The 25,494-nt window shown below is 62.8% G+C and carries 27 protein-coding genes and 1 pseudogene; 23 read left to right on the forward strand and 5 right to left on the reverse strand.

Going from position 1 to position 25,494, the window contains the following annotated elements; genetic code table 11:
- Positions 1-42 precede the first annotated feature (42 nt).
- The 7 genes from AC1D1L_RS09885 to AC1D1L_RS09915 all read left to right on the forward strand — a co-directional run bounded on the left by AC1D1L_RS09885 (position 43) and on the right by AC1D1L_RS09915 (position 5,951).
- Positions 43-582: a sigma-70 family RNA polymerase sigma factor gene (locus AC1D1L_RS09885; protein WP_477340858.1), complete on the forward strand. Its 540-nt coding sequence runs from the start codon at positions 43-45 to the stop codon at positions 580-582.
- A complete protein-coding gene (locus AC1D1L_RS09890; protein ID WP_477340860.1) occupies positions 579-1,463 on the forward strand; it encodes an anti-sigma factor family protein in 885 nt (294 codons plus the stop codon). The genes AC1D1L_RS09885 and AC1D1L_RS09890 overlap by 4 nt, the downstream gene beginning before the upstream one ends.
- A 65-nt stretch (positions 1,464-1,528) precedes the next feature.
- Positions 1,529-2,518: a TIM barrel protein gene (locus AC1D1L_RS09895; protein ID WP_477340862.1), complete on the forward strand. Its 990-nt coding sequence runs from the start codon at positions 1,529-1,531 to the stop codon at positions 2,516-2,518.
- The gene (locus tag AC1D1L_RS09900) at positions 2,515-3,390 is read left to right on the forward strand and encodes a MurR/RpiR family transcriptional regulator (RefSeq protein WP_477340864.1); all 876 of its coding nucleotides are present in this window, start codon (positions 2,515-2,517) and stop codon (positions 3,388-3,390) included. Before AC1D1L_RS09895 ends, AC1D1L_RS09900 begins: the two co-directional genes overlap by 4 nt.
- On the forward strand, positions 3,387-4,280 hold the full coding sequence (locus AC1D1L_RS09905) for a ribokinase (RefSeq protein ID WP_477340866.1): 894 nt from the start codon (positions 3,387-3,389) through the stop codon (positions 4,278-4,280). The genes AC1D1L_RS09900 and AC1D1L_RS09905 overlap by 4 nt, the downstream gene beginning before the upstream one ends.
- A 100-nt stretch (positions 4,281-4,380) precedes the next feature.
- Entirely contained in the window at positions 4,381-4,878 is a 498-nt protein-coding gene (gene purE, locus AC1D1L_RS09910; RefSeq protein WP_477340868.1) for a 5-(carboxyamino)imidazole ribonucleotide mutase, read from the forward strand.
- Positions 4,875-5,951, forward strand: a complete 1,077-nt coding sequence (locus AC1D1L_RS09915; protein ID WP_477340870.1) for a 5-(carboxyamino)imidazole ribonucleotide synthase — start codon at positions 4,875-4,877, stop codon at positions 5,949-5,951. The genes purE and AC1D1L_RS09915 overlap by 4 nt, the downstream gene beginning before the upstream one ends.
- 45 nt (positions 5,952-5,996) lie before the next feature.
- On the opposite strand, the gene AC1D1L_RS09920 is transcribed toward AC1D1L_RS09915, so the two are convergent.
- Entirely contained in the window at positions 5,997-6,425 is a 429-nt protein-coding gene (locus AC1D1L_RS09920) for a lysozyme inhibitor LprI family protein (RefSeq protein WP_477340872.1), read from the reverse strand.
- Between the two features lie 240 nt (positions 6,426-6,665).
- Between AC1D1L_RS09920 and ykgO the strand changes: the two genes are divergently transcribed.
- The 4 genes from ykgO (at position 6,666) to AC1D1L_RS09940 (ending at position 9,136) form a co-directional block, all read left to right on the forward strand.
- Positions 6,666-6,791 carry a type B 50S ribosomal protein L36 gene (ykgO, locus tag AC1D1L_RS09925; protein WP_006327841.1) on the forward strand — a complete coding sequence of 42 codons (126 nt, stop codon included), beginning with the start codon at positions 6,666-6,668 and terminating at the stop codon, positions 6,789-6,791.
- A gap of 113 nt (positions 6,792-6,904) precedes the next feature.
- Positions 6,905-7,492: a tetratricopeptide repeat protein gene (locus AC1D1L_RS09930; RefSeq protein WP_477340874.1), complete on the forward strand. Its 588-nt coding sequence runs from the start codon at positions 6,905-6,907 to the stop codon at positions 7,490-7,492.
- Positions 7,493-7,596: 104 nt separating this feature from the next.
- Positions 7,597-8,664 (forward strand): alpha/beta fold hydrolase, encoded by a 1,068-nt coding sequence (locus tag AC1D1L_RS09935; RefSeq protein ID WP_477340876.1) that lies wholly within the window; start codon positions 7,597-7,599, stop codon positions 8,662-8,664.
- Positions 8,665-8,671: 7 nt separating this feature from the next.
- Entirely contained in the window at positions 8,672-9,136 is a 465-nt protein-coding gene (locus tag AC1D1L_RS09940; protein ID WP_477340878.1) for a hypothetical protein, read from the forward strand.
- 8 nt (positions 9,137-9,144) lie between these two features.
- Here the strand turns inward: AC1D1L_RS09940 and pyk are convergent, their stop codons facing one another.
- Positions 9,145-10,590, reverse strand: coding sequence for a pyruvate kinase (gene pyk / locus AC1D1L_RS09945; protein ID WP_112559582.1), 1,446 nt, complete (start codon positions 10,588-10,590; stop codon positions 9,145-9,147).
- Complete coding sequence (locus AC1D1L_RS09950) at positions 10,587-11,075, reverse strand: DUF1036 domain-containing protein (RefSeq protein WP_112559583.1); 489 nt, start codon at positions 11,073-11,075, stop codon at positions 10,587-10,589. Before AC1D1L_RS09950 ends, pyk begins: the two co-directional genes overlap by 4 nt.
- A 245-nt stretch (positions 11,076-11,320) precedes the next feature.
- Between AC1D1L_RS09950 and AC1D1L_RS09955 the strand changes: the two genes are divergently transcribed.
- The 3 genes from AC1D1L_RS09955 to AC1D1L_RS09965 all read left to right on the forward strand — a co-directional run bounded on the left by AC1D1L_RS09955 (position 11,321) and on the right by AC1D1L_RS09965 (position 14,048).
- On the forward strand, positions 11,321-12,118 hold the full coding sequence (locus AC1D1L_RS09955; RefSeq protein WP_477340880.1) for an N-formylglutamate amidohydrolase: 798 nt from the start codon (positions 11,321-11,323) through the stop codon (positions 12,116-12,118).
- Between the two features lie 10 nt (positions 12,119-12,128).
- Positions 12,129-12,437: a DUF1244 domain-containing protein gene (locus AC1D1L_RS09960; protein WP_142869311.1), complete on the forward strand. Its 309-nt coding sequence runs from the start codon at positions 12,129-12,131 to the stop codon at positions 12,435-12,437.
- 435 nt (positions 12,438-12,872) lie between these two features.
- Positions 12,873-14,048, forward strand: a complete 1,176-nt coding sequence (locus tag AC1D1L_RS09965; protein WP_477340882.1) for an MFS transporter — start codon at positions 12,873-12,875, stop codon at positions 14,046-14,048.
- Here AC1D1L_RS09965 and AC1D1L_RS09970 read toward each other — a convergent pair.
- A complete protein-coding gene (locus AC1D1L_RS09970) occupies positions 14,012-14,920 on the reverse strand; it encodes a LysR family transcriptional regulator (RefSeq protein WP_477340884.1) in 909 nt (302 codons plus the stop codon). The genes AC1D1L_RS09965 and AC1D1L_RS09970 overlap by 37 nt on opposite strands.
- Before the next feature lie 95 nt (positions 14,921-15,015).
- On the opposite strand from AC1D1L_RS09970, the gene AC1D1L_RS09975 reads away from it, so the two are divergent.
- The 7 genes and pseudogenes from AC1D1L_RS09975 to AC1D1L_RS10005 all read left to right on the forward strand — a co-directional run bounded on the left by AC1D1L_RS09975 (position 15,016) and on the right by AC1D1L_RS10005 (position 22,539).
- On the forward strand, positions 15,016-15,972 hold the full coding sequence (locus tag AC1D1L_RS09975; protein WP_477340886.1) for an SDR family oxidoreductase: 957 nt from the start codon (positions 15,016-15,018) through the stop codon (positions 15,970-15,972).
- Between the two features lie 140 nt (positions 15,973-16,112).
- Complete coding sequence (locus AC1D1L_RS09980) at positions 16,113-16,973, forward strand: FAD binding domain-containing protein (RefSeq protein ID WP_477340888.1); 861 nt, start codon at positions 16,113-16,115, stop codon at positions 16,971-16,973.
- Positions 16,973-17,449, forward strand: coding sequence for a (2Fe-2S)-binding protein (locus AC1D1L_RS09985; RefSeq protein ID WP_477340890.1), 477 nt, complete (start codon positions 16,973-16,975; stop codon positions 17,447-17,449). Before AC1D1L_RS09980 ends, AC1D1L_RS09985 begins: the two co-directional genes overlap by 1 nt.
- 3 nt (positions 17,450-17,452) lie before the next feature.
- The gene (locus AC1D1L_RS09990) at positions 17,453-19,717 is read left to right on the forward strand and encodes a xanthine dehydrogenase family protein molybdopterin-binding subunit (RefSeq protein WP_477340892.1); all 2,265 of its coding nucleotides are present in this window, start codon (positions 17,453-17,455) and stop codon (positions 19,715-19,717) included.
- A 14-nt stretch (positions 19,718-19,731) separates the two neighbouring features.
- Positions 19,732-19,977, forward strand: a complete 246-nt coding sequence (locus tag AC1D1L_RS09995) for a MoaD/ThiS family protein (protein WP_023828363.1) — start codon at positions 19,732-19,734, stop codon at positions 19,975-19,977.
- A 356-nt stretch (positions 19,978-20,333) separates the two neighbouring features.
- Positions 20,334-20,556, forward strand: a pseudogene (locus AC1D1L_RS10000) (IS630 family transposase); the annotation flags it as partial.
- A gap of 369 nt (positions 20,557-20,925) precedes the next feature.
- On the forward strand, positions 20,926-22,539 hold the full coding sequence (locus AC1D1L_RS10005; RefSeq protein WP_477340894.1) for an LGFP repeat-containing protein: 1,614 nt from the start codon (positions 20,926-20,928) through the stop codon (positions 22,537-22,539).
- A 506-nt stretch (positions 22,540-23,045) separates the two neighbouring features.
- Here the strand turns inward: AC1D1L_RS10005 and AC1D1L_RS10010 are convergent.
- A complete protein-coding gene (locus AC1D1L_RS10010) occupies positions 23,046-23,333 on the reverse strand; it encodes a hypothetical protein (RefSeq protein WP_477340896.1) in 288 nt (95 codons plus the stop codon).
- A 435-nt stretch (positions 23,334-23,768) separates the two neighbouring features.
- On the opposite strand from AC1D1L_RS10010, the gene AC1D1L_RS10015 reads away from it, so the two are divergent.
- Complete coding sequence (locus AC1D1L_RS10015) at positions 23,769-25,124, forward strand: selenium-binding family protein (protein WP_477340898.1); 1,356 nt, start codon at positions 23,769-23,771, stop codon at positions 25,122-25,124.
- The gene (locus AC1D1L_RS10020) at positions 25,121-25,492 is read left to right on the forward strand and encodes a 2Fe-2S iron-sulfur cluster-binding protein (RefSeq protein ID WP_111543472.1); all 372 of its coding nucleotides are present in this window, start codon (positions 25,121-25,123) and stop codon (positions 25,490-25,492) included. Before AC1D1L_RS10015 ends, AC1D1L_RS10020 begins: the two co-directional genes overlap by 4 nt.
- Positions 25,493-25,494: the final 2 nt, after the last annotated feature.

A 25,494-nucleotide genomic window follows, 5' to 3' on the forward strand; every position in this document is an offset into this window, starting at 1 on the left:
GCACGGCCTGTTCGTCCTGGAGTGTCCGATCATGGTGCTGCCTTGAGCGAGAGGGCCTTGGCCGAACGCTTCAACGAAGTGGTGCTGCCGCATCTCGGCGACGCGCTTGCGCTGGCGCGTTGGCTGACCGGCAATGCCGCCGACGCCGAAGATGTCGTGCAGGACGCCTGCATCAAGGCGCATGCCGGCATGTCAGGCTATGCCGGCGGCAACCCGCGCGCCTGGCTGCTGACCATCGTGCGCAACACCGCCTACACCTGGATGTCACGCAACCGGCCACGCGCCATGATGGCCGTTGGCGACCTCGGCGATCTCGACGAGATGGCGGCGGCACACGGCACGAGTATGCCGGACGAGGAAGGTCCAGAGGCGAGCCTGATCGCCAAGGCCAATACGGCGGCGCTGGAATCCGCGATCGCCGCGCTGCCGCAGCCGTTCCGCGAGACGCTGGTGCTGCGCGACGTCAATGGTCTCAGCTACCGCGATATAGGGACGATGCTCAGCGTGCCGATCGGCACGGTGATGTCACGGCTGGCGCGGGCCCGCGGCCTGCTTGCGTCCGAACTGGGGAGAGCGCCATGACCGCCCATGATGACGGACTGCCCAACGATCCCGAAGGCATCATGCTGATGATCCACGCTCTGGTTGATGGCGAACTCGATGCGGCCGCCGCACTTGCCGTGGAACGCCGCATCGCCGCCGATCCGGCGCTTGCCGCCGAGCATGCCCGCATCCTTGCCTTGCAAGGCGCGGTCGGCCGCTTGCCGCGTCCCGATGTCAGCGATGCCTTTCGGGCCCGCATCGCTGCGATCGGTCCGGCATCGGCACAACGGCCGCAGGACGAGGCACAGTCGGCGCTGCCGGGATTGATCGCCGGTGCAGCCCAGCAACGGCGAGCGACCGATGCGCGGCCTTCCCAGGCGAGGCCATCGCCAAGGGTGCGCCGCATCGGCTCGTTCGACTGGCGCGCCATGGCGGCGTCGATCGTCATGACCGCAGTGCTGGCCAGCGGCGCCACGCAATGGGTGATGTTCAATGCCGCATCGGACAGCGTCGCAGCAGAGATCGCCGGCGACCATCGCCGCAGCCTGCTCTCCGCTAGCCCGATCGACATCGTCTCGTCCGACCGCCACACGGTGAAACCATGGCTCGATGCCCGCATCGGCGTGTCGCCGCCGGCGCCCGATCTTGCCACGGATGGCTTCGCGCTGATCGGCGGCCGGGTCGAGGTGGTCTCGGGCCGTCCCGTGCCGGCGCTGGTCTACCGCCACCGCGAGCACCTGATCACGCTGGTGGCCGAGCCGCAGCAAGGCGGTCGCGTCACCGAACCGAAGGACGTTTCCTCGGGCGGCTTCTCCATGGTGCACTGGACCGACGGCGCCTTCTCCTACTGGGCGATCTCCGACATGGAGCGCCCCGAGCTCGACGATTTCGTCGCCCGCTTCCGCAAGGCAGTGGTGTGACGCCAAATTGAAACTTTACAAAATTCTTCATTCGTGTGAAGTCGTGGTCACCGAAAGGGTCGACCGTGACAGCCAATCGTTTCGCCACGCGCCTGAATTCCTTTGCCTCGCGCCCACAGGCCGAGTGGCCCGATCTCACCGGGAAGCCGTCGCTGATGCAGATGGCCTCGCGCGCCGCGAAGGTTGACGGGTTGACCGACGTCGATCTGAATTTTCCCGACCATGTCGGCGAAAAGCCTGCCGAAATCGCCCGTCAGCTTCGTGATCTCGGCCTTGGCATCAATGGTTTTGCCATGCGCTACTATTCCAATCCTGCTTTCAAGCTTGGCGCCTTCACCAATCCTGATCCGGCGGTGCGCCGCGAGGCCATCGACATGACCAAAGCCGGCATCGATGCTGCGCGCGAGGCCGGCGCCAACCTGATGACACTGTGGCTTGGCCAGGATGGTTTCGACTACGCCTTCCAGGCGGATTATGCGGTGATGTGGGAACACGAGATTGAAGGAATTCGTGAAGTCGCCGCGCATGATCCGGATTGCCAGATCAGCCTGGAATACAAACCCAATGAACCCCGCTCCTACAGCCTGATGCCGGATGCGGCGACGACATTGCTGGCGATCCGCGATGTCGGCCTTCCCAATCTCGGCGTCACGCTCGATTTCGCCCATGTGCTCTATGCCGACGAGCAGCCAGCCTTTGCCGCCGCTCTGGTGGCGCGTCATAGCAAGCTGCTCGGCGTGCATCTCAATGACGGCTACGCCAAGCGCGACGATGGGCTGATGGTTGGCGCCGTGCATACGCTGCAGACCATCGAACTGCTGAGGCAGATCCGCCGGGACGGCTACGTCGGCGCAATCTATTTCGACACGTTCCCCGACATGACGGGGCTCGATCCGGTTCACGAATGCGAAGTCAACATCGCCACCGTCAAACGCATGCTGCACATCGTCGACCGGATTGACCGCGACAACCGTCTGTCCGCCGCGATAAGCAGCCAGGACGCGGTGACATCGCAGGCCATCGTCCAGGAAATCATGCTCGGACCGGACATATGAGCCTGAGTGGGCTGGACCTGAAAGCGGTAGGTCCGCGCATCCGCATGATGATGCCGAACCTCACTCCGCTGGAAGCGAAGGTGGTCGAGACCGTCTTCGGTCGGCGCCGCTTCGACGAGAGCATTCCCCTGAAGGAGATCGCCGGGGAGTCCGGCGTGTCCGAGGCGATGGTGGTCAAGATCGCCAAAAAGCTCGGCTTCTCCGGTTATCGCGAGTTCCGCACCGCCGTCTATGAATACAGCCGCCTGCCGACGGCGGAGATGCACCGGGAGCTATCGTCCGATGACGGGCCCGCGGAAATCGTGCAAAAAGTGTTCCGCACCTCAATTCAGGCTCTGGAAGAGACGCTGGCGATCCTTGATATCGCAGAGTTCGATCGCGCTGCTGATTTGCTCTACAGGGCAAGGAACCGCGACTTCTACGGCGTCGGCGGTTCGGCGCAGATCGCACGCGACGTTTCGCACAAATTCCTGCGGATCGGCATCCGCGCGTCGGTCTATGACGATTCGCACATGATGCTGATGTCGGCCTCGCTGCTCGGCGCCGACGACATCGCCGTCGGGTTCTCGCATTCCGGCAACACGTCGGCCGTGATCGACGCCATCCAGTTGGCCCGCAAGAATGGCGCGCGCACTCTGGCCATCACCAACTACGACAAGTCCCCACTCGCTGGGCTAGCCGACATCGTGCTGTGTTCGACCGCACAGGGCTCGCCGTTGATGGGAGAAAACGCGGCGGCACGCATTGCACAGCTCAATATTCTCGACGCGCTGTTCGTAGCGGTGGCGCAGCGCGATTACCAGGCGGCGGAGCGCAATCTTAGCCGCACCATGTCGGCGGTGAAATCAAAACGAAAAGAACGCGGCTCATGAGCAATCCGCCCCTGGTCACCGTGTTTGGCAGCTTGCACTACGACATCATGGTCGATGCGCCTGACCGGCCACGCAAGGGCGAGACGGTAACCGGTCACGCCTGGCACCCGAAATGCGGCGGCAAGGGCGGCAATCAAGCGATCTCGGCGGCACGCGCTGGTGTTCGCGCGGCGATGATAGGAGCAGTCGGCGACGATGATTTCGGTTCGGCTCTGCTGGCCAATCTCACGCGCGCCGGCGTCAATCACAGCTGTGTGCGTGTGGCGCGAAATACAGGCTCCGGCATGAGCGTCGCGATCTTCGACGCAGAAGGCGACTACGGCGCAGTGATCGTCTCGGGCAGCAACCTCACTTTGGGTGAGGCCGACATTGCCTCGGCTCCCGAAGTGGTGGCCCAAACGGCGGTGCTGCTGCTGCAGAACGAAGTGCCTGAGGCCGCCAACATCGCCGCCGCGCGCGCGGTGAAAACGAGGGGCGGCCGGGTCGTGCTTAACGCGGCTCCGGCTCGCAAACTCTCCGATGATCTGATCGCGTTGGTCGACATCCTCATCGTCAACGCCATCGAGGCCGAATTCCTGGCCGGCATGGCGGTGGTCGAAACGCTCGACGGTGCGGCGCAGGCTGCGCGACGCCTTGTCGATCTCTGCCCCATGGCAATTGTCACGGCGGGCGGCGAAGGTGTCGCCTGTTGTGACCGGAGCGGCGAGGCCTTCGCGCTCCCTGCCATTCCGGTCAAGGTTGTCAGCACGCATGGCGCTGGCGACGAATTCGTCGGCGCGCTGGCCGCAGCTCTTGCCAGGGGAGAGGCCATGCGGCCGGCCCTCGCCGCCGCCAACGCCGCTTCGGCCATGCTGGTCTCGACACCGGAGGCCGAACGTTCCGGTATCTAGAGGCCGGTTTTGATATCATCAAAAGACACCAGGCGCCGCGCATCCTTGCCGTCGATGCCGAATTCCGCTAAGGCGCGCCTTTGCCGCCGGGAGCATGCGCTTGACCGACCACCGCGCCGACGTCGCCATCATCATGGGCAGCCAGTCCGACTGGGCGACGATGCGCCACGCCGCCGAAACACTGGAAGCGCTGGGCATCCCTCACAAACGGCTGATCGTCTCCGCCCACCGTACCCCCGACCGGCTCTATGATTTCGCCAAGGGCGCCAAGGCGGCCGGCTACAAGGTGATCATTGCCGGCGCCGGCGGTGCCGCGCACCTGCCCGGCATGACGGCGGCGATGACACCGCTGCCGGTGTTCGGCGTGCCGGTCGAATCCAAGGCGCTGTCCGGCCAGGATTCGCTGCTCTCCATCGTCCAGATGCCAGCCGGCATTCCGGTCGGCACGCTGGCCATCGGCAAGGCGGGTGCGGCCAACGCCGCCCTTCTGGCAGCCGCCGTGCTGGCACTCAACGACGACAAGCTTGCCGCCCGTCTCGACGCCTGGCGCGCCGCCCAGACCGCCAAGGTCGCCGCTGAACCAACGGACACGCCGTGAGCCTGCCCGCGGGATCGACCATCGGGATCATCGGCGGCGGCCAGCTCGGCCGCATGCTGGCTGTTGCCGCGGCGCGCCTCGGCAACCGCACAATTATCCTCGAACCGCAGGCCGATTGCCCGGCGGCTCAGGTCGCGAACCGCCAGATCACCGCCGCCTATGACGATGCGGACGCTCTTGCCGAACTTGCAGCAGTCAGCGCCGTCGTCACATATGAATTCGAGAACGTACCGGTGGCGGCTGCCAGCGCGCTTGCCGCCAAGGTACCGGTCTATCCGCCGCCGCGTGCGCTGGAAGTGGCGCAGGACCGGGTGGTGGAGAAGCAATTTCTCAACGGCATCGGCATCAAGACCGCCGATTTCCGCGCCGTCGACAATGACGACGAGCTGACGGCGGCGCTGAGAGAGTTCTCGGGCAGCGGCATCTTGAAGACCCGCCGCATGGGCTATGACGGCAAGGGCCAGCGCGTCTTCCGCAACATGGAGACGGGCGGCTTTGCCGGCACCTGCGAGGCCATGGGCAATGTGCCGCTGATCCTGGAATCCTTCATCGCTTTCGAGCGAGAGATTTCAGTGATCGCCGCGCGCGGGCTGGACGGCGCGGTAGCCGCCTACGATCCGGCCGAGAATATTCACCGCGACGGCATCCTGCACATTTCCACTTTGCCGGCCCAGATCAGGCCGGAAACGGCGGCGGCGGCACAGGCTGCTGCGGCAAAGATCCTGTCGGCCCTCGATTATGTCGGCGTCATCGGCGTCGAGTTCTTCGCCCTCGCTGATGGCTCGCTGCTGGCCAACGAAATGGCGCCGCGCGTACACAATTCCGGCCATTGGACGGAAGCTGCCTGCATCGTTTCGCAGTTCGAGCAGCATATCCGCGCCATTGCCGGCCTGCCGCTGGGCAACCCCGGCCGGCATTCCAACTGCGTCATGGAGAATTTGATCGGCGACGACGTCCTGCGCGTGCCCGCTCTGCTCGCCGAGCCCGATTTGATGCTGCATCTCTACGGCAAGGCGGAAGCTCGCCCGGGCCGCAAGATGGGCCATTTCACGCGCATCAGCCGGCGTAGCTGAGCAATTCCAGGAAAGCGCGCCCGCTTTGCCTGAGGGGCGTGGACCCTATTGCAACTCGTCGTTCAGATCTCCGTCTTCGTCGGGGCTGGCGCAACTCGCGTCGCCTTCCTGGCAATTGGCGCTGGACGTCAGCTGCTTGGTGCGCTGTTCCGTCAGTTCGGTCAGGCATTGCGAAACCTCCATCGGATGGATGGAGCCGCCTTCGCTGTCTGTCGTGGTATAGGCGCATTCGGCGTCGCGGAAGGCGATCCAGGCGCGCTGCGCGACCTGCAGCAGCTTCCTGCTCATGTCGTCGTTGCGGCCGATCAGATCCTTGTAGGCCTGGTTTAGCTTGGCGTCAGCCGCCTGATAGTCCTCGCCGGCACAGATGTTCATCATCTGCTGGCTGTCGTCGTTGCGGTCGCATTCCTGCGCCTGTGCACTAGAGGCCGCCGCCAGAACGGCAAGGCAGGCGGACACAAACAACAGGCGCATGGACCTCTCCAAATCAGCTAGCGGGCGCCGCACCATTCCAGCCCGCCTTGGGCGGCGCAATGGCCGGGAGCGGAGATGGCGGATATTTGATGGCCAAAGCCGTTCTCAGCCTCTATGCGCCACGCTTGCGGTTGACACGGGCAAGGCTCCTCGTTTATGAGCCACGCAAGTTCAAAGGCGCGTCTTCTGGCGCGCCTTAATAATTCGGCCCGGACAGGGCCCAGACCGACGGGCAAGACCATGAAGATCAAGAATTCGCTCAAGGCGTTGAAGGCGCGTCACCGCGACAACCAGCTGGTTCGCCGCAAGGGCCGCGTTTACATCATCAACAAGACCGCTCCGCGCTACAAGGCGCGCCAGGGCTGAGTTTTCGGCCGGAGGCTCGTTGCCTCCGTCCCTGTGATGTTATTTGCCGGAGATCCGGCACTTTCACGCTAATTTCAGTTTGACGATCCGCCGTCCGGGGTTAGATTCGGACGATGCGGATTGTTTTTGCATTTTTCTCGGCCTTTTTCCTGTTCAGCGCCACAGCGGCGCGAGCGGATGATCCACCGGCCGCCACGACGCCACCAGTTGCCGTGACCAAGGAAGCCCGGCTCGACCAGCTGTTTGCCGACCTGAAGCGCGAGCGCAACGAAAAGGCTGCCGAGCGCATCGCCGGGCGCATATGGGGCGAATGGTTCCAGTCAGGCAGCGCCTCGATCGACCTGATGATGCAATGGTCGCAAAAGGCGATGGATGACCAGAAGTTCGACGTCGCCCTCGACTTCCTCGACCAGGTCGTCACCCTGCAGCCCAAATATGCCGAGGGCTGGAACCGGCGCGCCACCGTGCACTACATGATGAGAAATTTCGGGAAATCGATGTCCGACATCGACCAGACGCTGCAGCTGGAACCACGACATTTCGGCGCACTTTCTGGCCTGGCGCAGATCATGGCCGCCACCGGCCACAAGCAATCGGCGCTCGAAGCCTGGCAGAAGGTGCTGGCCATCTACCCGATGATGCGGAGCGCCCAGGACCAGGTCGCAACCCTTTCGGAAGAGCTTGCCGGCGAAGGAATTTAATCTAGGCAGTAGGGAATAGGGCGTAGGCAGTAGGGTATGCGGTTGAACCCACACTACTGCCTACTGCCCAAAACTTATCCTCCTCCACCCCCGTACCTCTCCTCATGAACCTCATCTACGCCACCTGTGCCTTTCTCCTCGCGCTCGTCTTTGCCCTTGCCGGTGTCACCCGCGCCGGCGCATGGCTGATCGAGTGGCGCAATCCGCCTGCCGGCGAATTTGCCGACATTGACGACGCCCGAATCCACTATGTCCACGTGCCGGCGCCACGAAATGCCGAGCTGCCGGCGATCGTCTTCATCCATGGCGCCAGCGCCAACCTTAGGGATCAAATGCTGCCGATCCGGCCTTTGCTCGAGGGCCGCGCCGAAATGGTGTTCCTCGACCGGCCGGGTTTCGGCTGGTCGGGGCGAGGTCCCGGCAACAATGAGAGCCCGTCGGCGCAGGCCAACACCATCGCCGAACTGATGGACCGTCTCGGCATCCACAAGGCGATCGTCGTCGGCCATTCCTTCGGCGGCGTGGTCACCGCCGCCTTTGGTCGCGAGCACCCCGACAAGACGCTCGGCCTGGTCTTCCTGTCGCCGGTCAGCCACCCCTGGCCGGGCGGCGCGACCGCCTGGTACTACAAGCTGACCGCCACCCCCATCATTGGCTGGCTGTTCTCGGAGACATTGGCCTATCCGGCCGGCACACTGCAGATGAACGGCGCCACGGCTTGCGTGTTTTCGCCCAACAAGGTGCCGGACTTCTATGTCGGCAACGCCTCGATCCCGCTGGTGCTGCGTCCCGGCGCTTTTCGCGCCAATGCCATCGATGTCGCCGGCCTCTACGACTATGCGCTCAGGGCCGCGCCGCATTACCGCGACATCAAGGCGCCGACGATCATCATCTCGGGCGATCGTGACAAGGTGGTCTATGCCTCGATCCATTCGGTCGGCCTTGTCAGGGACATTCCGGGCGCCGAGCTGATCTGGGTCCACAATCTCGGCCACAAGCCGGACTGGATCGCACCAGACCTCGTCGTCGGCGCCATCGAGAAAGTCGCCGGCAAGGATGTCGACCTGCAGGCACTGGCAAAAACCGTGGAGGCGCGGATCACCGGCGACGCCTACAATGAGGGACAATGCCCCGACATCACGGTGCCCGACGCGGAACTCGCACCGACCTGATCGCCTCATGTATGTCCTGAAGCACGGCATCAAGAAGAACCCGGAGAAGCGATGGGCATTGCCGGACCGCGTCTTCTTCGGTCACGGCGCGTGCGCCATTCTCGCAGGCGCCTTTCTCGAGCACCCTCCTCTGGAAGGATTTTACGGCGAACGTATCCTTCCAGGCGAGGGCTTTTCCGGGAACCATATCTATGTGACCAACGGCGTTGTCGCGTTCGACTACCACGGCTATTCCGCTCGTGAGCGGCTGCTGGAACACCATGGAAGAGGCTGGGCTTCACGCAGCGCCGGATGGCACTGCGTGATCACCAGGGTCGATTTCGATCTGCTCGACACGGCCGAACTCAACCGGCGAAGGATACTGGGTCCGGACCAGTACCTGCACGACCCCGTTCCCCGGGCTCGCCGATTCCTTCGGCGCATCGATCACGCCGAAGCCGCGGCAAGAGCGCTGCGAACTGCGACGCGTTGAAGCCTCTCTCAGCCTATGTTGCGGCTGACCTGCGCGTCCGATCCGACATAGGCGATGCGCAGCATGTTGGTCGAGCCCGGCGTCCTCAGCGGCACGCCGGCCGTGATGATGACCCTGTCGCCCGGCTGGCCGAACCCCTCTTCGAAAGCGATGCGGCAGGCGCGGTCGACCATGTCGTCGAGATCAACGGCATCGGGCGAGACGACGCAATGCGTGCCCCACAGCAGCGACAGCCGCCGCGCCGTGTTGAGGATCGGCGACAGCGCGATGATCGGCACTTGCGGCCGCTCGCGCGCGGCGCGAAGGCCGGTGGTGCCCGACGCCGTATAGGTAATGATCGCCGACAGTTTCAGCGTCTCGGCGATCTCGCGCGCGGCGAGCGAAATAGCGTCGGCGCCGGTCGCTTCCGGCTCCGAGCGCTGCGCGTTGATGATGCCGGCATAGGTCGGGTCGGTTTCTACCTTGGTGGCGATGCGGTTCATCATCGCCACCGCCTCGACCGGATAGGCGCCGGCCGCCGACTCGGCCGAAAGCATGATGGCGTCGGCGCCCTCGAACACGGCAATCGATACGTCGGACACTTCGGCACGGGTCGGCACCGGTGCGGTGATCATCGATTCCAGCATCTGCGTGGCGACGACCACCGGCTTGCCGGCGCGGCGCGCCGCGCGCGTGATCTGCTTCTGGATGCCGGGCACGGCTTCGAGCGGCATTTCCACGCCGAGATCGCCGCGCGCGACCATCAGCGCGTCAGACAATTCGATGATTTCGGCCAGCCGGGCGACGGCCTGCGGCTTTTCGATCTTGGCCATGATCAGCGCCCGGCCGCGCGCGATCTTGCGAGCTTCGGCCAGATCTTCAGGCCGCTGCACGAAGGACAGCGCCACCCAGTCGACGCTTGCCGCCAGCACAGCATCGAGGTCCTTGCGGTCCTTCTCGGTCAGCGCACCGACCGGCAGGTCGGTGTCGGGCAGGCTGACGCCCTTCTTGTCGGAAATCGTCGTGCCGGCGACCACCGTGCAGGTGATCGACTTGCCGTCGCTCTTCAGAGCCTTCAGTTCCAGCTTGCCGTCGTCGATCAACAGACGGTGGCCGGCCTCGACCGAGCTCAGGATTTCGGGATGCGGCAGGTAGACCCTGGTCGAATTGCCGGGCTCGGGATTGTTGTCGAGCGTGAAGGTCTGGCCAGCCGTCAGCACCTCCTTGCCGTTGGCGAACTTGCCGACGCGCAGCTTCGGCCCCTGCAAATCGGCCAGGATGCCGATCGGACGGCCGACCTTTTCCTCGACGGCGCGTATGCGACCGACCAGCGTGCGCATCAGCTCATGGTCGGTGTGGCTCATATTGATGCGGAAGACATCGGCGCCGGCTTCGAACAGCTTCTGCAGCATCTCCTCGGACGAGGAGGCCGGACCGATGGTGGCGAGGATCTTGACCTTGCGGCTACGTCTCATTGACTGTTTGTTCCCGGGGCGGCTGGTGCGCCTCCCGTTGTGGACTCATCGGTCAGCTGGACCATCCAGCTTGCCTGCTCGCCCGTGTCATATTCCTGGAATCCGGCGCGCTGGAAGCCCCGGGCGACGCAATCGGTAACGCCGGCGATCTTAAACTCTTTTTCGGCCACGCACATGTTGATCGGGCCATCCCAACGCCCGCCACGCTCGGCGTCTTCTGCATAAAGATAGTAAAACCTTGATGACAGCGGCCCTTCGATCAGCGTCTTGCAGCTCGATCCTTCGATGTGCCACCAGCCCTCGGTGATCCAGCCGGCCTTGGCGCGGTAGCCGATGCCGACGCCGACCAGGTTCTGCGTGGCGTTGCAGACGCGGAAATCGGCCCGGGCGGGCGAGGCCGCGACCAGCGCGGTAAGCCCCACGGTCAAGGTCAGGAGCGGCACGGCAAAGGCGCTGCGCGCACGCGGCCTGCCGGCGGAACCCATCCCGAAACCCCTCAACAACGTCATCTGCATCTCTCAACGCCCCTTTTCGGTAAAGTCCGGGCGCATGTCAACGCGCCGTTCTGTCCAATTCCAATCGATTTAGAAAGGCCCCCGACACGCAATCTGCCGCGCGTGACCGGATTTTCGCAGAAACCGTGGCCAAACAACGGCATTGCGCCAGCGTCCTCTTCGTGGAATGACGATACCACCCTCCCCGGAAGCCAGCGAACAGACCTTTTCAGCCAATGACCCGATCCACAGTTTTCGCGCCTTTCGATCTTGTCGAGGGCGACCGCAAGCGAGGCATCGTGCTTGTCGCCGACCATGCCCGGCGCGACCTGCCGGAGGAGTATGGCAGCCTCGGCCTGCCGGCGGCGGAACTCGAGCGCCACATCGCCTACGACATCGGCGTCGAGACGGTGACGCGCGAACTGGCGGCATTGCTCGACGCGCCGGCGGTGATCGCCAATTTTTCGCGCCTGCTGATCGACCCCAATCGCGGTGAGGATGACCCGACGCTGATCCGCCAGCTCTATGACGGCACCGTGGTGCCGGGAAACTACCCGATGGCACCGGAAGAACGCGAAAGGCGGATCGACGGCTTCTATCGGCCCTATCACGACGCGGTCGGCGCCATGATCGCCTCGGTGGCGCAGGCTTCAGGCAAAGCGCCTTTCATCTTCTCGGTGCATTCCTTCACCCCGGCCATGCAAGGCATTGCGAGGCCCTGGCATGTCGGCATCCTTTGGGACCTCGACGACCGCGTGGCGCGGCCGCTGATCGACATGCTGGCGCAGGACAGAAACCTCGTCGTCGGCGGCAACGAACCCTATGATGGCGCGCTGCGCGGCGACACCATGTTCAAGCACGCCATCGTCAACGGCTTTCCCCATGCGCTGATCGAGATCCGTCAGGACCTGATCGCTGATCAGAAGGGTGCGATCGCGTGGGCTGAACGGCTGGCGCCGATCGTTGACGCCATCGATCGTCGTCCCGATATACATGACGTGAAAATGTTCGGCTCGCGCACCGGGCCGCTGTGAGGATCAAGACATGACCGAACTCAGCGACGAACAGAAACGCGATTTCGAGGCCGCCGCCTTCCGCCGGCTGGTCGACCATCTGCGCGAGCGCAGCGACGTCCAGAACATCGACCTGATGAACCTCGCCGGCTTCTGCCGCAACTGCCTGTCGAACTGGTACCGCGAGGCCGCCAATGCCGAGGGCGTCGACCTTGGCAAGGATCAGTCGCGCGAAATCGTCTACGGCATGCCCTATGCGCAATGGCAGGCGCTCAACCAGACCGAGGCTTCGGACGCCAAGAAGGCGGAGTTCGAGGCGAGGCGGCCGAGGGATCATTAGCGCCCGGCGGGCAACGCTTATAGGCGCGTCTACGCGCCCGCGATTGGCGGAGCCCTACGCGACTTCGTCATCCTAGGGTGGAGCAGTCGCGCAGCGACGTCGCGGAAACCCTAGGATCCATGCCGCGAGGGCCGGCACGGACACAGCGGCTCAGAATGATGGTTGCGCTCACCAGGCGTGATTCTGCGCCGTAGCATCGCACAGACGGCACGGAATGGATCCTCGGGTCTGCGCCGCGTCGCTACGCTCCTTGCTCCGCCCGTGGATGACGAAGGGATGGGGCGTTTTCGCCAATCTCCAACGTCTGATGGTCCACCGAACGGTACCGACTCCATTGGCCCTTTGGTCCAAGCATTTCCTCAACCACAGCGCTTGACTGCAAATTGAATCGATCTAATTTGCAGCGCAAAGCGATTTTTGACCGGATTCGAACCCATGGATGCGCAAAACACCATGCAGGGCGCCATTCGCGGGCGATGGGCCGTAGCAAGCATCTTCCTCGCCAACGGCTTCCTGACTGGCAGCTGGGCGCCGCAGATTCCGGTGTTCCTGACCCGGCTCGACATCACAAAATTCACGCTCGGCCTGCTGATCCTGCTGTTCGGCGTCGGCGCGGTCGCGGCCATGAGCTGGTGCGGCCATCTGATCTCGAAACATGGCTCGCGCACGGTGCTGCGCTGGTTCGGCCTGTGCGGCAGCCTCGGCCTGCTGGTCGTGGCGCTGGCGCCCAACGTGCCGCTGGCGGCGATCGCCATGGTCATCTTCGGCGGCTCGATCGGCGGCATGGATGTCGCCATGAACGCCAATGCGGTGGTGGTGGAAAGAAGGCTGTCCCGCGCCATCATGTCGTCGTCGCATGGCTTCTGGAGCCTTGGCGGTTTCGCCGGTGGCGGCCTGGGCGGTTACGCCATCCAGACCTATGGCCATCTCGCCCATGCGGCTGCCGTCACGGTCATCGCTTTTGCCGTCATAGCCGTGGCGGTCGGCTACCTCATCGCAGAGGACAAGCCGCAGGCCGCCGATCATCATAAATTTGCGCTGCCGTCCAATCCGCTGGTCTATTTGGTCGGGCTGATGGCGCTGCTGACCATGATCTCCGAAGGCGCCGTGCTCGACTGGGCAGCGCTTTATCTCCGCCAAGAGCTTGGCGCCGACCTTGCCATTGCCGGTCTTGCCTACGCCGCCTTCTCCGGTGTCATGGCGATCATGCGCTTTTTCGGCGACGGCGTGCGCAACCGCTTCGGCGCCGTGGCGACGCTGCGCGGCTCGGCCATTGTCGCCGCCGCCGGCATGCTGGTCGCCGGCCTGTCGCCTTCGCCCTGGATCGCCATCGCGGCCTTTGCTCTCTGCGGCTTCGGCATCGCCAACATGGTGCCGATCATCTTCTCGGCCGGCGGCAACCAGGAAGGCATGTCGTCGGGCACCGGCATGAGCGTCGTCACTACCATGGGCTATTCCGGCATATTGGTGGCGCCGTCGGCGATCGGCTTCGTCGCCGAGCATTTGAGCTTTGGGCCGATCTTCGTCGCCATGTCGGGGCTATTGATCGTCGTGCTTTTGATGGCCGGGCTCGCTCACCGCGCCGAATTCGCGCCCGCACCCGCCGAATAACGCTTCAGCTCCTCGTAGAGGAAATCGGCGACGCGGCGGATGCGCACACTGGTGCGCACGTCGCGATGCATGGCCAGCCACACCGGCAGGCTGGGCAACGGCATGCCCGGCAGCAGTTTTTCCAGCAACGGGTCGCTGTCGGCCAGCGGTTCCTGGCCAAGACCGATACCGTTTCCCGCCCGCAGCGCCTCCCACAGGACGATCTGGTTGTCGGTCCTGAAACGAAAATTGCCACGGGTGACCGGGATGCCTAACTGGGTAAAGCCGCGGATCATTTCGTCGCTGCGGTCGAAGCCGATCAGCGGATGGTCGACAAGGGCGGCGGGCACAAGCGGGCGGCCGTGCCGGTCGAGATAGGATTTGGCCGCGCAACAGCACAGCGCAATATCGCAGACCTTGCGCGCCGTCAGCTCGTTTTGTGCCGGCTTGACCATGCGGATGGCGATGTCGGCATCCCGGCGCAGCAGGTTCTCGACCTGGTTCGAGGCAACGATCTCGACCTCGATGCCGGGCTCCTCGATGCCGAGCCGCGCCGTCATCTTCGGCAGCACATAGGCAGCCACCACCTCGCTGGCGGCGATGCGCACCGTGCCTTCGATCGCCTCGACCGAGCCCAGCGCCAATAGCGAAAAAGCGCTCGCCTGCTCGCTCACCACCTTGCCGCGCTCGAACAGCGTGGCTCCGGCTTCCGTCAGCGCATAGCCGCGCCGCCCGCGCCGGAACAGGGTGACGCCGAGCGCCTGTTCGAGCTCACCGATGTGGCGCCCGAGCGTCGGCTGGCTGGCCGACAGCTTTCGCGCCGCAGCCGACAGGCTGCCGGTTTCCGCCACGGTGACGAAGCTCTTGATCAGGTTCCAGTCGATCTCTGTCATTCATTTATGAATATCAGAACGCCAATCTCAGTCAATTTTCATCCGAATATGAATGCATCATATTCGGTGTGCAAACACAAACACGGAGACGAAAAATGACCAAGATCGCAATTCTGGGCGCCAATGGCCGGCTCGGCCGCGTGGTTGGCAAGGCCTTCATCGACGCCGGCTTCGACGTCCGCGCCGTCACCCGCACCGGCAGGGTGCCAGCCGAACTGAGCGGCGCGACGGCCGTCGCGGGCGACGCCATGGACCGCCAGTCGCTGATCCGTGCGACCGAGGGCGTCGACATCGTATTCAACGGCCTCAACCCGATCTACACCGACTGGGGCAAATGCCTGCCGATGGCCGAAAACGTCATGGCCGCCTGCCATGCCAACGGCGCGCTGCATCTCTTCCCCGGCACCGTCTACAACTACGGCTCACCGATGCCTCAGGTGGCGACAGAAGATACGCCGTTCCGCCCGACCACCGAGAAGGGCCGCATCCGCTGCGCCATGGAAGCGCTGTTTGGCCGCGAGGCCGACGCCGGCCGGGTCCGCACCATCATTTTGCGGGCCGGCGATTTCTTCGGCGGCACCGGCAGCGGATCGTGGTTCGACCTCGTCGTCGCCGCCAAGATGAACAAGGGCGTCTATACCGCGCCCGGCCCGGCCAACCTCGTGCATGAATGGGCCTATCTGCCGGACTTCGCGGTGGCCTTCGTCGGGCTGGCGCGCAACCAGGGCAAGCTCGGTTTCTACGAAGCGCTCAACTTCCCCGGTCATGCCGTCACCGACATGGACATCAAGGAAGCCGCCGAGAAGGCGCTGGGACGTCCGCTGAAACTGACCTTCATGCCCTGGTGGGTGCTGCGCGCCGGCAGCCCGTTCGTGGCGATGTGGCGCGAGATCGTCTCGATGTCCTATCTCCGCTTCGAACCGCACCGGCTCGTGTCCGACCGGCTGGAAGGCATCATCGGCGAAGTCCCGCACACCCCGCTGGATCAGGCCGTGGCTGAGGCGTTGAAGGACATCGGCGTCACCACCCCTCGTGCAAAAGATGCAGCGTAGGCATACAGTGTAGGGCATCAGCCACGCTTGGCATGGAACCCAACTCGCACCTGGCCCAATCGCGGAAATCAGCAACCGGATGGTCATTGTGAGGAGACTGTTTATAACGGTCGGCGAGACACTGACACCAAGGGGAGACGATGCGTTACATACGTCCGCTTTCAATCGAAGATGCCGTTGGCCTGCTGGCCGGCTCTTCCGGCACATCAGCCATTCTGGCGGGAGGCAGCGACCTTCTGGTGAGGATGAAGGGCGGTTTTGTCGAGCCCGACCTGATCGTCGACATCAAGGCGATCGCTGGCCTGAGCGATATCCGGGAAACCGCCGACGGCTTCAGCATCGGCGCGGCTGTTCCTTGCGCCGTGCTGGGCGAGAACTCAGCTCTGAAGAAGGCATGGCCCGGCGTCGTCGAAGCGGCGAAGCTGATCGGCTCGAAGCAGGTGCAGGGACGCTGCACCATCGTTGGCAATCTGTGCAACGCTTCGCCGGCCGCCGACAGCGTCCCGGCTTTGGTGGCCGCCGGCGCCAAGGCAGTGGTCGCCGGTCCTTCCGGCAAGCGCACCATTGCCGTTGAGGCCGTGCCGATCGGGCCCGGCAAGACCTCGCTCGCCAAGGGCGAGATCATCGAGGCGATCCTGCTCGACAGCCAAGCGCCGCGTTCGGGCGATGCCTATCTCCGGTTCATTCCGCGCACCGAGATGGACATTGCGGTGGTCAGCGCCGGCGTGAACCTGACGCTCGACGAGCACGGCGTCATCACAGCCGCCCGCGTGGCGCTTGGTGCCGCGGCCCCGACCGTGCTTCTGGTCGAAGAGGCAGCCGAGGCCCTTATCGGCCGGAAGCTCGACGAAGCAGCGCTTGAGCGGCTGGCCAAGGTCTGCGCGGGGGCCTGCCGGCCCATCGACGACAAGCGCGGCACCATCGAGTTCAGACGGAAAGTTGCGGGCGTGCTGGCTACGAGAGCCGCGACGACCGCCTATGCACGTGCAGGAGGTAAATGATGACCGGTGTAGCAGTTTCAACGACAATCAACGGCGATCACGTCGAGTACCTTTGCCAACCCGACGAGACGTTGCTCGACGTCCTGCGCGACCGGCTCGGACTGACCGGCGCCAAGGAAGGCTGCGGCACCGGCGACTGCGGCGCCTGCAGCATCATCCTCGACAACCGGCTGGTCTGCTCGTGCCTGGTGCTCGGCGCCGAGGCCGAGGGCCGAATTGTCGAGACCGTCGAGGGCATGGCGCATGGCGAGAAGCTGCACACGCTGCAGCAGAAATTCCTCGAACATGCCGCCCTGCAATGCGGCATCTGCACGCCGGGTTTTTTGATCGCGGCGAAGGACCTGCTGGCGAAAAACCCCGATCCGTCCGAGGAAGAAATCCGCTTCGGCCTCGCCGGCAATCTCTGCCGCTGCACCGGCTACGACAAGATCGTGCGCGCCGTCCAGGACGCGGCTAATGTGATGAAGGGAGCGTAAGCCATGAATTTCGATCCGCGTTTTTCAGGCCGCAAATTCGCATCCGTCGGCACCCGCCCCATCCGCCCTGACGGCATCGACAAGGTGACGGGCCGCGCCCGCTACGGCGCCGACTTCAACATGGCGGGACAGCTGGTCGGGCGTGTCCTCAGAAGCCCGCATGCCCACGCAAAGATCCTGAAGATCGACACCTCGAAGGCGGAAACGCTGGCCGGCGTGAAAGCGGTGATCACCGCCGCCGACCTGCCGGACCTTACCGATGGTGATGCCGCCATGTATGACGTCCTCGACAATTGCATGGCGCGCAGCAAGGCGCTCTATGACGGCCACGCCGTGGCCGCGGTCGCGGCTGTCGATGCCCGCACGGCGCGGCAGGCGCTGAAGCTCATCGAGGTCGACTACGAGCTTTTGCCGCATGTCACCGATGTCGACGAGGCGATGAAGCACACAGCCCCCTTGATCAATGACACGATCTTCACCGAGGGCCTCGAGGAAAAGCCGAAAAAACCGTCCAACGTCACCAAGCGCAGCCAGTTCGGCCATGGCGATGTCCATCAGGGTTTCGGACATGCCGATTTCATCGTCGAGCGCTCCTTCAAGACCGAGCAGACACATCAGGGCTATATCGAGCCGCATGCCTGCGTGGCGAACGTCTCGTCCGACGGCACCGCGGACCTCTGGGTCTGCACGCAAGGACATTTCGTCTACCGCCAGCACTGCGCCCAGCTGCTCGGGTTGGAAGCCTCGAAGCTGCGCGTCACCTCGTCGGAGATCGGCGGCGGCTTTGGTGGCAAGACCCATGTCTGGGCAGAACCGGTGGCGCTGGCGCTGTCGCGCAAGGCAGGCCGGCCGGTCAAGCTCGTCATGACCCGCGATGAAGTGTTCCGCGCCTCGGGTCCGACCAGCGCGACCTCGATCGACGTGAAGATCGGCGCCCGCAAGGACGGCACCATCACCGCGGCAGAGGCGACACTGCGCTATTCCAGCGGACCTTATGCCGGCACCTGGGCCGAGATCGGCGCCATGACGGCGTTTGCCTGCTACAAGCTCGATAACGTCAAGACCGTGGGCTTCGAAGTGCTGGTCAACCGGCCGAAGACGGCGGCCTATCGCGCACCCTCGGCTCCGATGGCGGCGTTCGCCGTGGAAAGCGCCGTCGACGAGCTGGCCAAGGAGCTCGGCATGGATCCGGTCGAGTTCCGCATAAAGAACGCCGCGCAGGAAGGCACGAGGTCGTCCTACGGCCCGGTCTATGGCCCGATCGGTATCGGCCCGACGCTGGAGGCGGCGAAGACCCACCCGCACATGAAGGCGCCGTTGGCCAAAAACCAGGGCCGAGGCATGGCCTGCGGCTTCTGGTTCAACTTCGGCGGCCAGACCTGCACCGACCTCAACATCGGCATGGACGGCTCGGTCTCGCTGGCCGTCGGCACCGTCGACGTCGGCGGCTCGCGCGCGTCGCTGTCGCTGGTGGCGGCGGAAGAGCTCGGCATTGCCTATGAGCAGGTCAAGGCGGTTGTCGCCGACACGTCTTCCCTCGGCTACAACGACATGACGGACGGCAGCCGCGGCACCTTCTCGTCCTCGATGGCGACGATCTCGGCCGCCCGCAATGCCATCAAAATCCTGCGCGACCGCGCCGCGCAGATGTGGGACATCCCGGTCGACGACGTGGTCTGGGAAAACGGCCACGCCATCGCCAAGGGCGAGAAATACGGCAACCTCGCAGCATTGTCGCTGAAGGAGATCGCTGCCGCTTCCGGCAAGACGGGCGGGCCGATCGCTGGCCACAGCGAGCTCGTCGCCGACGGCGCCGGCGTCTCCTTCGCCACCCATATCTGTGACATCGAGGTCGACCCCGAGACGGGTGCCGCGCGCGTGATCCGCTACACGGTGATCCAGGATGCCGGCAAGGCGGTGCACCCGACCTATGTCGAGGGCCAGTACCAGGGCGGTGCCGCACAAGGCATCGGCTGGGCGCTCAACGAGGAGTATATTTACGGCAAGGATGGCCGCCTGCAGAACGCCGGCTTCCTCGACTACCGCATCCCGGTGTGCTCGGACCTGCCGATGATCGACACGCAGATCCTCGAGATACCCAACCCCAACCACCCCTATGGCGTGCGCGGCGTCGGCGAAACCTCGATCGTGCCGCCGCTGGCGGCCATCGCCAATGCGATGTCGAATGCCGCCGGCGTGCGCATGACCCACATCCCGATGTCACCGCCCCGCGTCCTCGCCGCGATCGAGGCGGAACGGCAAGGTTAGAGCGAGGTCTGGCAATGGTCGAAGTCACCCTCTGGGGCGCCCTCGGCCAGCTCGCCGGCGGCCAGAGCAAGGTCGAGGTCGAGGCCAAGGACATCAGGGAGCTGTTCAGAAAACTGGCTGAACAGTATCCCGGCATCGAGCCCTGGATCGAGAAGGGCATCGCCGTCGCCATCGACGGGACGATCTATCGCGATACCTGGTCGAAGGAACTGCCAAAGGGCGCGGAGATATTTCTGTTGCCGCGGTTGGCTGGGGGGTGACGGGACCGCCCCGCCATCGGCTAGCATCAAGGCCTCGAACGTCGTGGTTGGGCCGACTGCTGACTGACTGGTTCAGGTAGCAACGCCAAGGAAGCTGCCGTTCGCCGAATTTACTGCCGTCTGACCGAAGTCGACCCAAGCATGAACCCGCTCGCGCGGGATTGGCGCCCGTGTTGAGGTGTCGAGCGCCAACAGGCGGCGGTGAGAGCTTGAGCGGGACAGGGTTGTTCACCGATCATGAAGGGCCACCCTTAAGCTCGAGAGGAAGATCCGATGTCCACCCAGCCGGCCGTTGCGGCAGCGCATGCTCGAAGACATGGCCATGCGCGGCCTGAGAGAAGAGACCCAGCGCGGCTTTCGAATGGCGCTATACACCCAAACACGCCAGCTGGCTCGATATGGCCGAGTCCGAACTTGGGGTCCTATCGTCCCAGTATCTCGATCGTCGCATCCCGGACAAACAACCCTGATCGATGAAATCGCAGCTTGGCCCGAAATGCCAACCACGCCAAAGCCGATTGGCAGTTCGCAACCAAAGACGCACGTGTCAAACTCAGGCATCTTTACCATGCGATTTAATTAATCGAACGACTAGTCGGGCCGCCTTGCCGTTTGAGTGCGTCGGGTTGGGGACCAGTGTCGCTTCGCCTTCGTCAACGCCCTGACCGGCCACCACCAGGAGCTGACGCTTGGCGAAGTGTTCGTCCGACCGCGAGCCTTGCACCCCGTCTGGCAGATACGGTTTGAGGCGGGAAGCTTGGAGTAAGATGCGATCGAGCGCTGAGCGGCCCCGAACCCTCACATTTGAAGAAAAACCGCAGACCGAACTGATGAAATGATGGTTAATCTTCTACTACGTATGAGAAGCACCTAAATTCAAAGTTAACTGTGATTGATTGCGCGTTATAAGCGACTTGATGAACTCGGATTCGAAGAGCAGAGTGCCCGATGTCGAGACTCGTTGATATTCCCGATATTCGAGCGCGCGAGCTTCATTTTCAACATGAACAATTGGCCAGAAAATTGTTTTCTTGGAGAGCCGGTGAACCGATGACGAGCGCTCCGACTTGGCTAGGAAAGGTCGATCAGATGCAACTGGAAAGCCCGGCCGAGAAATCCATCAAGCAGGCCAAGCGGTCGCGACGTGATGTCCCTGCTCGTAACGGAGCGATGACACCGGGGCAAGCGACAGTTCCAGTAGAAAATGGCGCGACAAAGGAGCGCGCCGCGCCAGTTCTGGTGTTCAGCACGCCCGATGTCATCGGCACAGACAGTCCGATCCCCCAGGACACCGTCGATCATGCTTCGGTGCGTAGCCTGCTCGTTCACGGATTGCTGACAAGACAGGTGGCCATGACCGACGGGGTGCAGCTGACGACTCGGGCATCGGACCGGTACCTTCGCCAAGTAGCGCCCTTTCTGAACGAAACGATCATCCTAACGCCGACGACGCGTGTGGCGGATCTCAACCGCGACCATACTTATTTTGACAGCCGCGTGTTGCCCACGCTATCCGATCTGCTGAAAGAGATCGCGGCCGCGCGCAAGGCAATCGATGCCAAATTCAATTCGCTGAACGGCCTGCTCGGCGGTCCCATCGGCCAGATGGATTTTGGCCCCAAGGACAGCTACTTTCGCAATTACGAGGGCGGTGCGATCTACCTTGCGCCAAATGGGTCGATCCACGAAGTCCATGGCGACATCTACCGAAAATATATCGAACTTGGCGGCGTCGGGGGGTTCCTCGGATATCCGCAGACGGACGAACAGAGCACGACCTTTAATACCGGGCGATTCAACCACTTCCAAGGCGGATCGATCTACTGGACGCCTGAGCTTGGTGCCCATGCGATCGGCGGCGCTATACGCGACAACTGGTGGCAGCTCGATGGCGAGCGCGGTCATCTGGGTTTCCCGGTGTCTGACGAAGAAGTCTGGATTGATCCGACGACCGGAGCGGCCGGCGGGAAGGTCTCATATTTCCAGGCGGGCAATATCGCGATCCGGTCCGACGGACGGCTACTGGTATCCAATTCAAGCGTGGTGCTAAAGGCGAGCCTCGCCACGAGCGGCGTTCATTGCAACGTCGAGCTCTGGATGAACAGTGCGGGGGACTGGAACTACAAGGGCGACATGCGTGACAGCGGCTTTTTCGGCTTCAATGTAACCGTCGCCTCGACGCTCAATTTCCAGGATGCGGCCGGAAACATTATGGTGTTCAACGTCGAACGGCATCTCGACGGGACCACGTCGTTCGGTAACGATCGCAGCGACGACTGGAACCAGGTGGGGATTCAAGATTCCTTCATCCGCGACAACTGGGAACACATTCGTTTCGCCGGAATGCGGACGCACATGGACGTTGACACAACCTTCGGCGAAGTCGTCCAGATCATCGGCACCGCCTTCGCGGTTGCGGTCGTCGTCATCGTAGCGATCGGGACCGCCACGGGTAAGAACTGTCCGCCTCGGATTACCAAGGAGTGGAACGGCCAAACGGGGCGATACGAGCCCAGCTACACCTTCGATTCGGTTCCGCAGGGAGAGCAATGCCCCAACTGATGCCAGGCTGGTCGAGCAGCCAAGCCCATTCGACCGTTGCAGGCAGGATCCTTGAAGTCGAGTGGTTGTCCCGCCTGTAACGATGCACGGACCTTCTCGAGCCAGCCGGCCATCTCGATATTGCCATACCTGTGCCAGCGATAGGGCGTGGTCAACGTCGTGATCTACGGAAACGCAGGAAACACCGCCTGTTCCCACTCAATAGGGGTTTACGCAGCGTCAGCTTACGGCTGCCTGAGAGGCCAGATCGAACGACTGGCATTGGGCGCGAAGCGGCCATTCACCGTAACTTGCCGGAACGCAACAAGGCCCCTCGCGGGCCTTGCCGTATCAAACGCTGCCGTAGAGCGGTTCCGCCCCTCACTTCCCCATCAGTTGCTTGGCATTCTCAGCCGTGATCGCGGTGGTCTCTACCGTCACCGTCGCCTGCACCGCCACGGCGGCGGGAAGCCCGACACCAGACCGAAGGCGATCGAAGCGACAGGCGCCAAAGGGCCGTACCTGACCTATGCTCGCTTCACAATTCTCGGTTTAGTCGGTCGGCGGGATTGAGCCGCGCTCTCGAGGGCCAAGGCCAACCGCTTCTCTTCTTCGATGGCGCGATCTACTGCCTCGATTTCCTCTTGGAGCGCCTTCAGCTCGCCTCCGTAACTGGAGCCATCGCTGTCCCCGATCTGAAAGCCACTTGCCCGCATTGCGTCGCGAGTATGGTGCACGTTACGGACTCCTTCGCGTCGAGTCGCGACCAGGATTTCCCTAAACTCTTCAAGACGTTCAACGTGATTGCGAGTCATTGCGTTCTCCTATTCCGTCGTCATCGTCGCCTGCGGCGATTCAGAACGGCTAAAAATTACGACGCAGAAGCCTTAAAAGAGTACAGGAGATTCTCTCGACAAAGCATGAGTGCGGAAGCTCAAATTTGAACGTCTTGCAATAACGTGGAGCGCAGCAGGCGGAAATTGGCCTGGGACCCAGGTGTTAGACTCTTCCGGCGGCTTCGAGGCTCGGAAGGCCAGAAGCGGACCTCCAAGCGCCGGGCCGCTGCAAGGGTTCTCAATAACCCCGCGGGCGGTCATACGTGGCGTCCGAAGGGGGCTCTGTCGCCAAGTTGTACGTCACGTGCGCACTTCACAAGCCACCCCGGCCATAGCGCCAATGCCAAGCATGCACTAATATTCCAGCTCGACCCCGTTGGGGCTGGCCAGTGATCTGTTCAAAGGGAAGTACCCATGACCAATCATTGCTGTGGACCGGGCTATGCTTCTCCAGCCGATGCGATGACGGCACCTCGCGAAAAGCTGCTCTATACGATTGCCATCTACACCGGCACGGGCATTCAGAAGCCGGACTATCTGTGCACCATCGATGTCGACCCGGAGAGTTCGACCTACAGCCAGGTGATTTCGCGTTTGCAAATGCCGGGCATTGGCGATGAGCTTCATCACTCGGGCTGGAATGCCTGTTCGTCGTGCCATGGCGATGCGAGCATGGAGCGGAAATATCTGATCGTGCCAGGTGTGCGCTCGTCAAATCTGCATATTGTCGATTGCGGTACCGATCCGCGCAGCCCGACACTGTTCAAGGTGATAGATGGCGCTGAAATCAAAACTAGGACCAATCTGTCGGCGCCACATACGGTACATTGCCTCGGCTCGGACATCATCGTTTCCATGCTTGGTGACGCCCAGGGCAATGCCCCCGGCGGCTATTTGCAACTCAGCAAGGAGTTCGAGGTTGTCGGCCGCTGGGAAAACTCCATGGGCAGTATCAAGTTTGGTTATGATTTCTGGTACCAGCCGCGACACAACGTGATGGTCAGCTCGGAATGGGCCGCGCCCAATACCTTCATGCCTGGCTTTGACCTGGAAGAGGTTGGTCATCTGAAATATGGCCGAGAGATCCATTTCTGGGATTTTGAAAAGAAGGAGCCAAAGCAAACATTCTATCTCGGTGAAGATGGCTTGATCCCACTGGAAGTGCGATTCCATCATAACCCCGACAGCAGTCACGGCTTTGTTGGAGCGGCCCTTTCTGCAAATATCATCCATTGGTGGAAGGACGCGGCGGGTGACTGGCAATGGGAAAAAATTGTCGATGTCGGCAATGAGCCGCATCCCGAATGGCCGATCCCGATACCGGGCGTGATCTCGGTCATTCTGCTCAGCATGGACGATAGATACCTCTATCTGTGCAACTGGTTGCATGGCGACATTCGTCAGTACGACATCTCGGACCCTCACAACGCCAAGCTTACCGGACAAGTGTGGATGGGCGGACTTCTCGGCCGTGCGCCTGAGGTCAATGGCGTGAAAGTGACTGGCGGGCCTCAGATGATACAGCTCAGCCTCGACGGCAAGCGCCTCTATGTGACGACCTCACTCTTCTCGACCTGGGACAATCAGTTCTATCCGGAAATCCGCACCAATGGCGGATGCATGCTAATGGTCAATTGCGATACGGAAAACGGCGGCATGGAAATCGATCCGCTATTCGTTGTTGATTTTGGTAAGGAACCAAATGGACCAAGCCGCTGCCACGAAACCCGTTATCCCGGCGGTGATTGCACGAGCGACATCTGGGTATGACCAGCTTCACCATCACTCTCGCCAATCAAGGCGGTGCGGCCTTTGACGTCGATCACCGCAAGCCCCTCTTGCAAAGCTTGCGCGAGCAGGGCGTGGATCTGCCGTATGGGTGCAAGTATGGCGGCTGCATAACCTGTGCAGCCAAGATAATCAGCGGCAAAGTCGATCAAAAAGCGCAGCGAGCGCTGAACAACCGCCAGATTAACAATGGCTATATAATCCTCTGCGTCGCCCGCCCTATGAGCGACTGCACGCTGGAGGTCGGCGTTGAGAGCCACGACAAGCTCTATCGCAACCCCTTCCTTGACCCGCTGGCCGCTCATGAATTGAAAGCCGATATTGCGACCCCGTTGGAAGCAAAGAAATGACC

The sequence above is a fragment of the Mesorhizobium sp. P2_D6 genome, assembly GCF_056404315.1.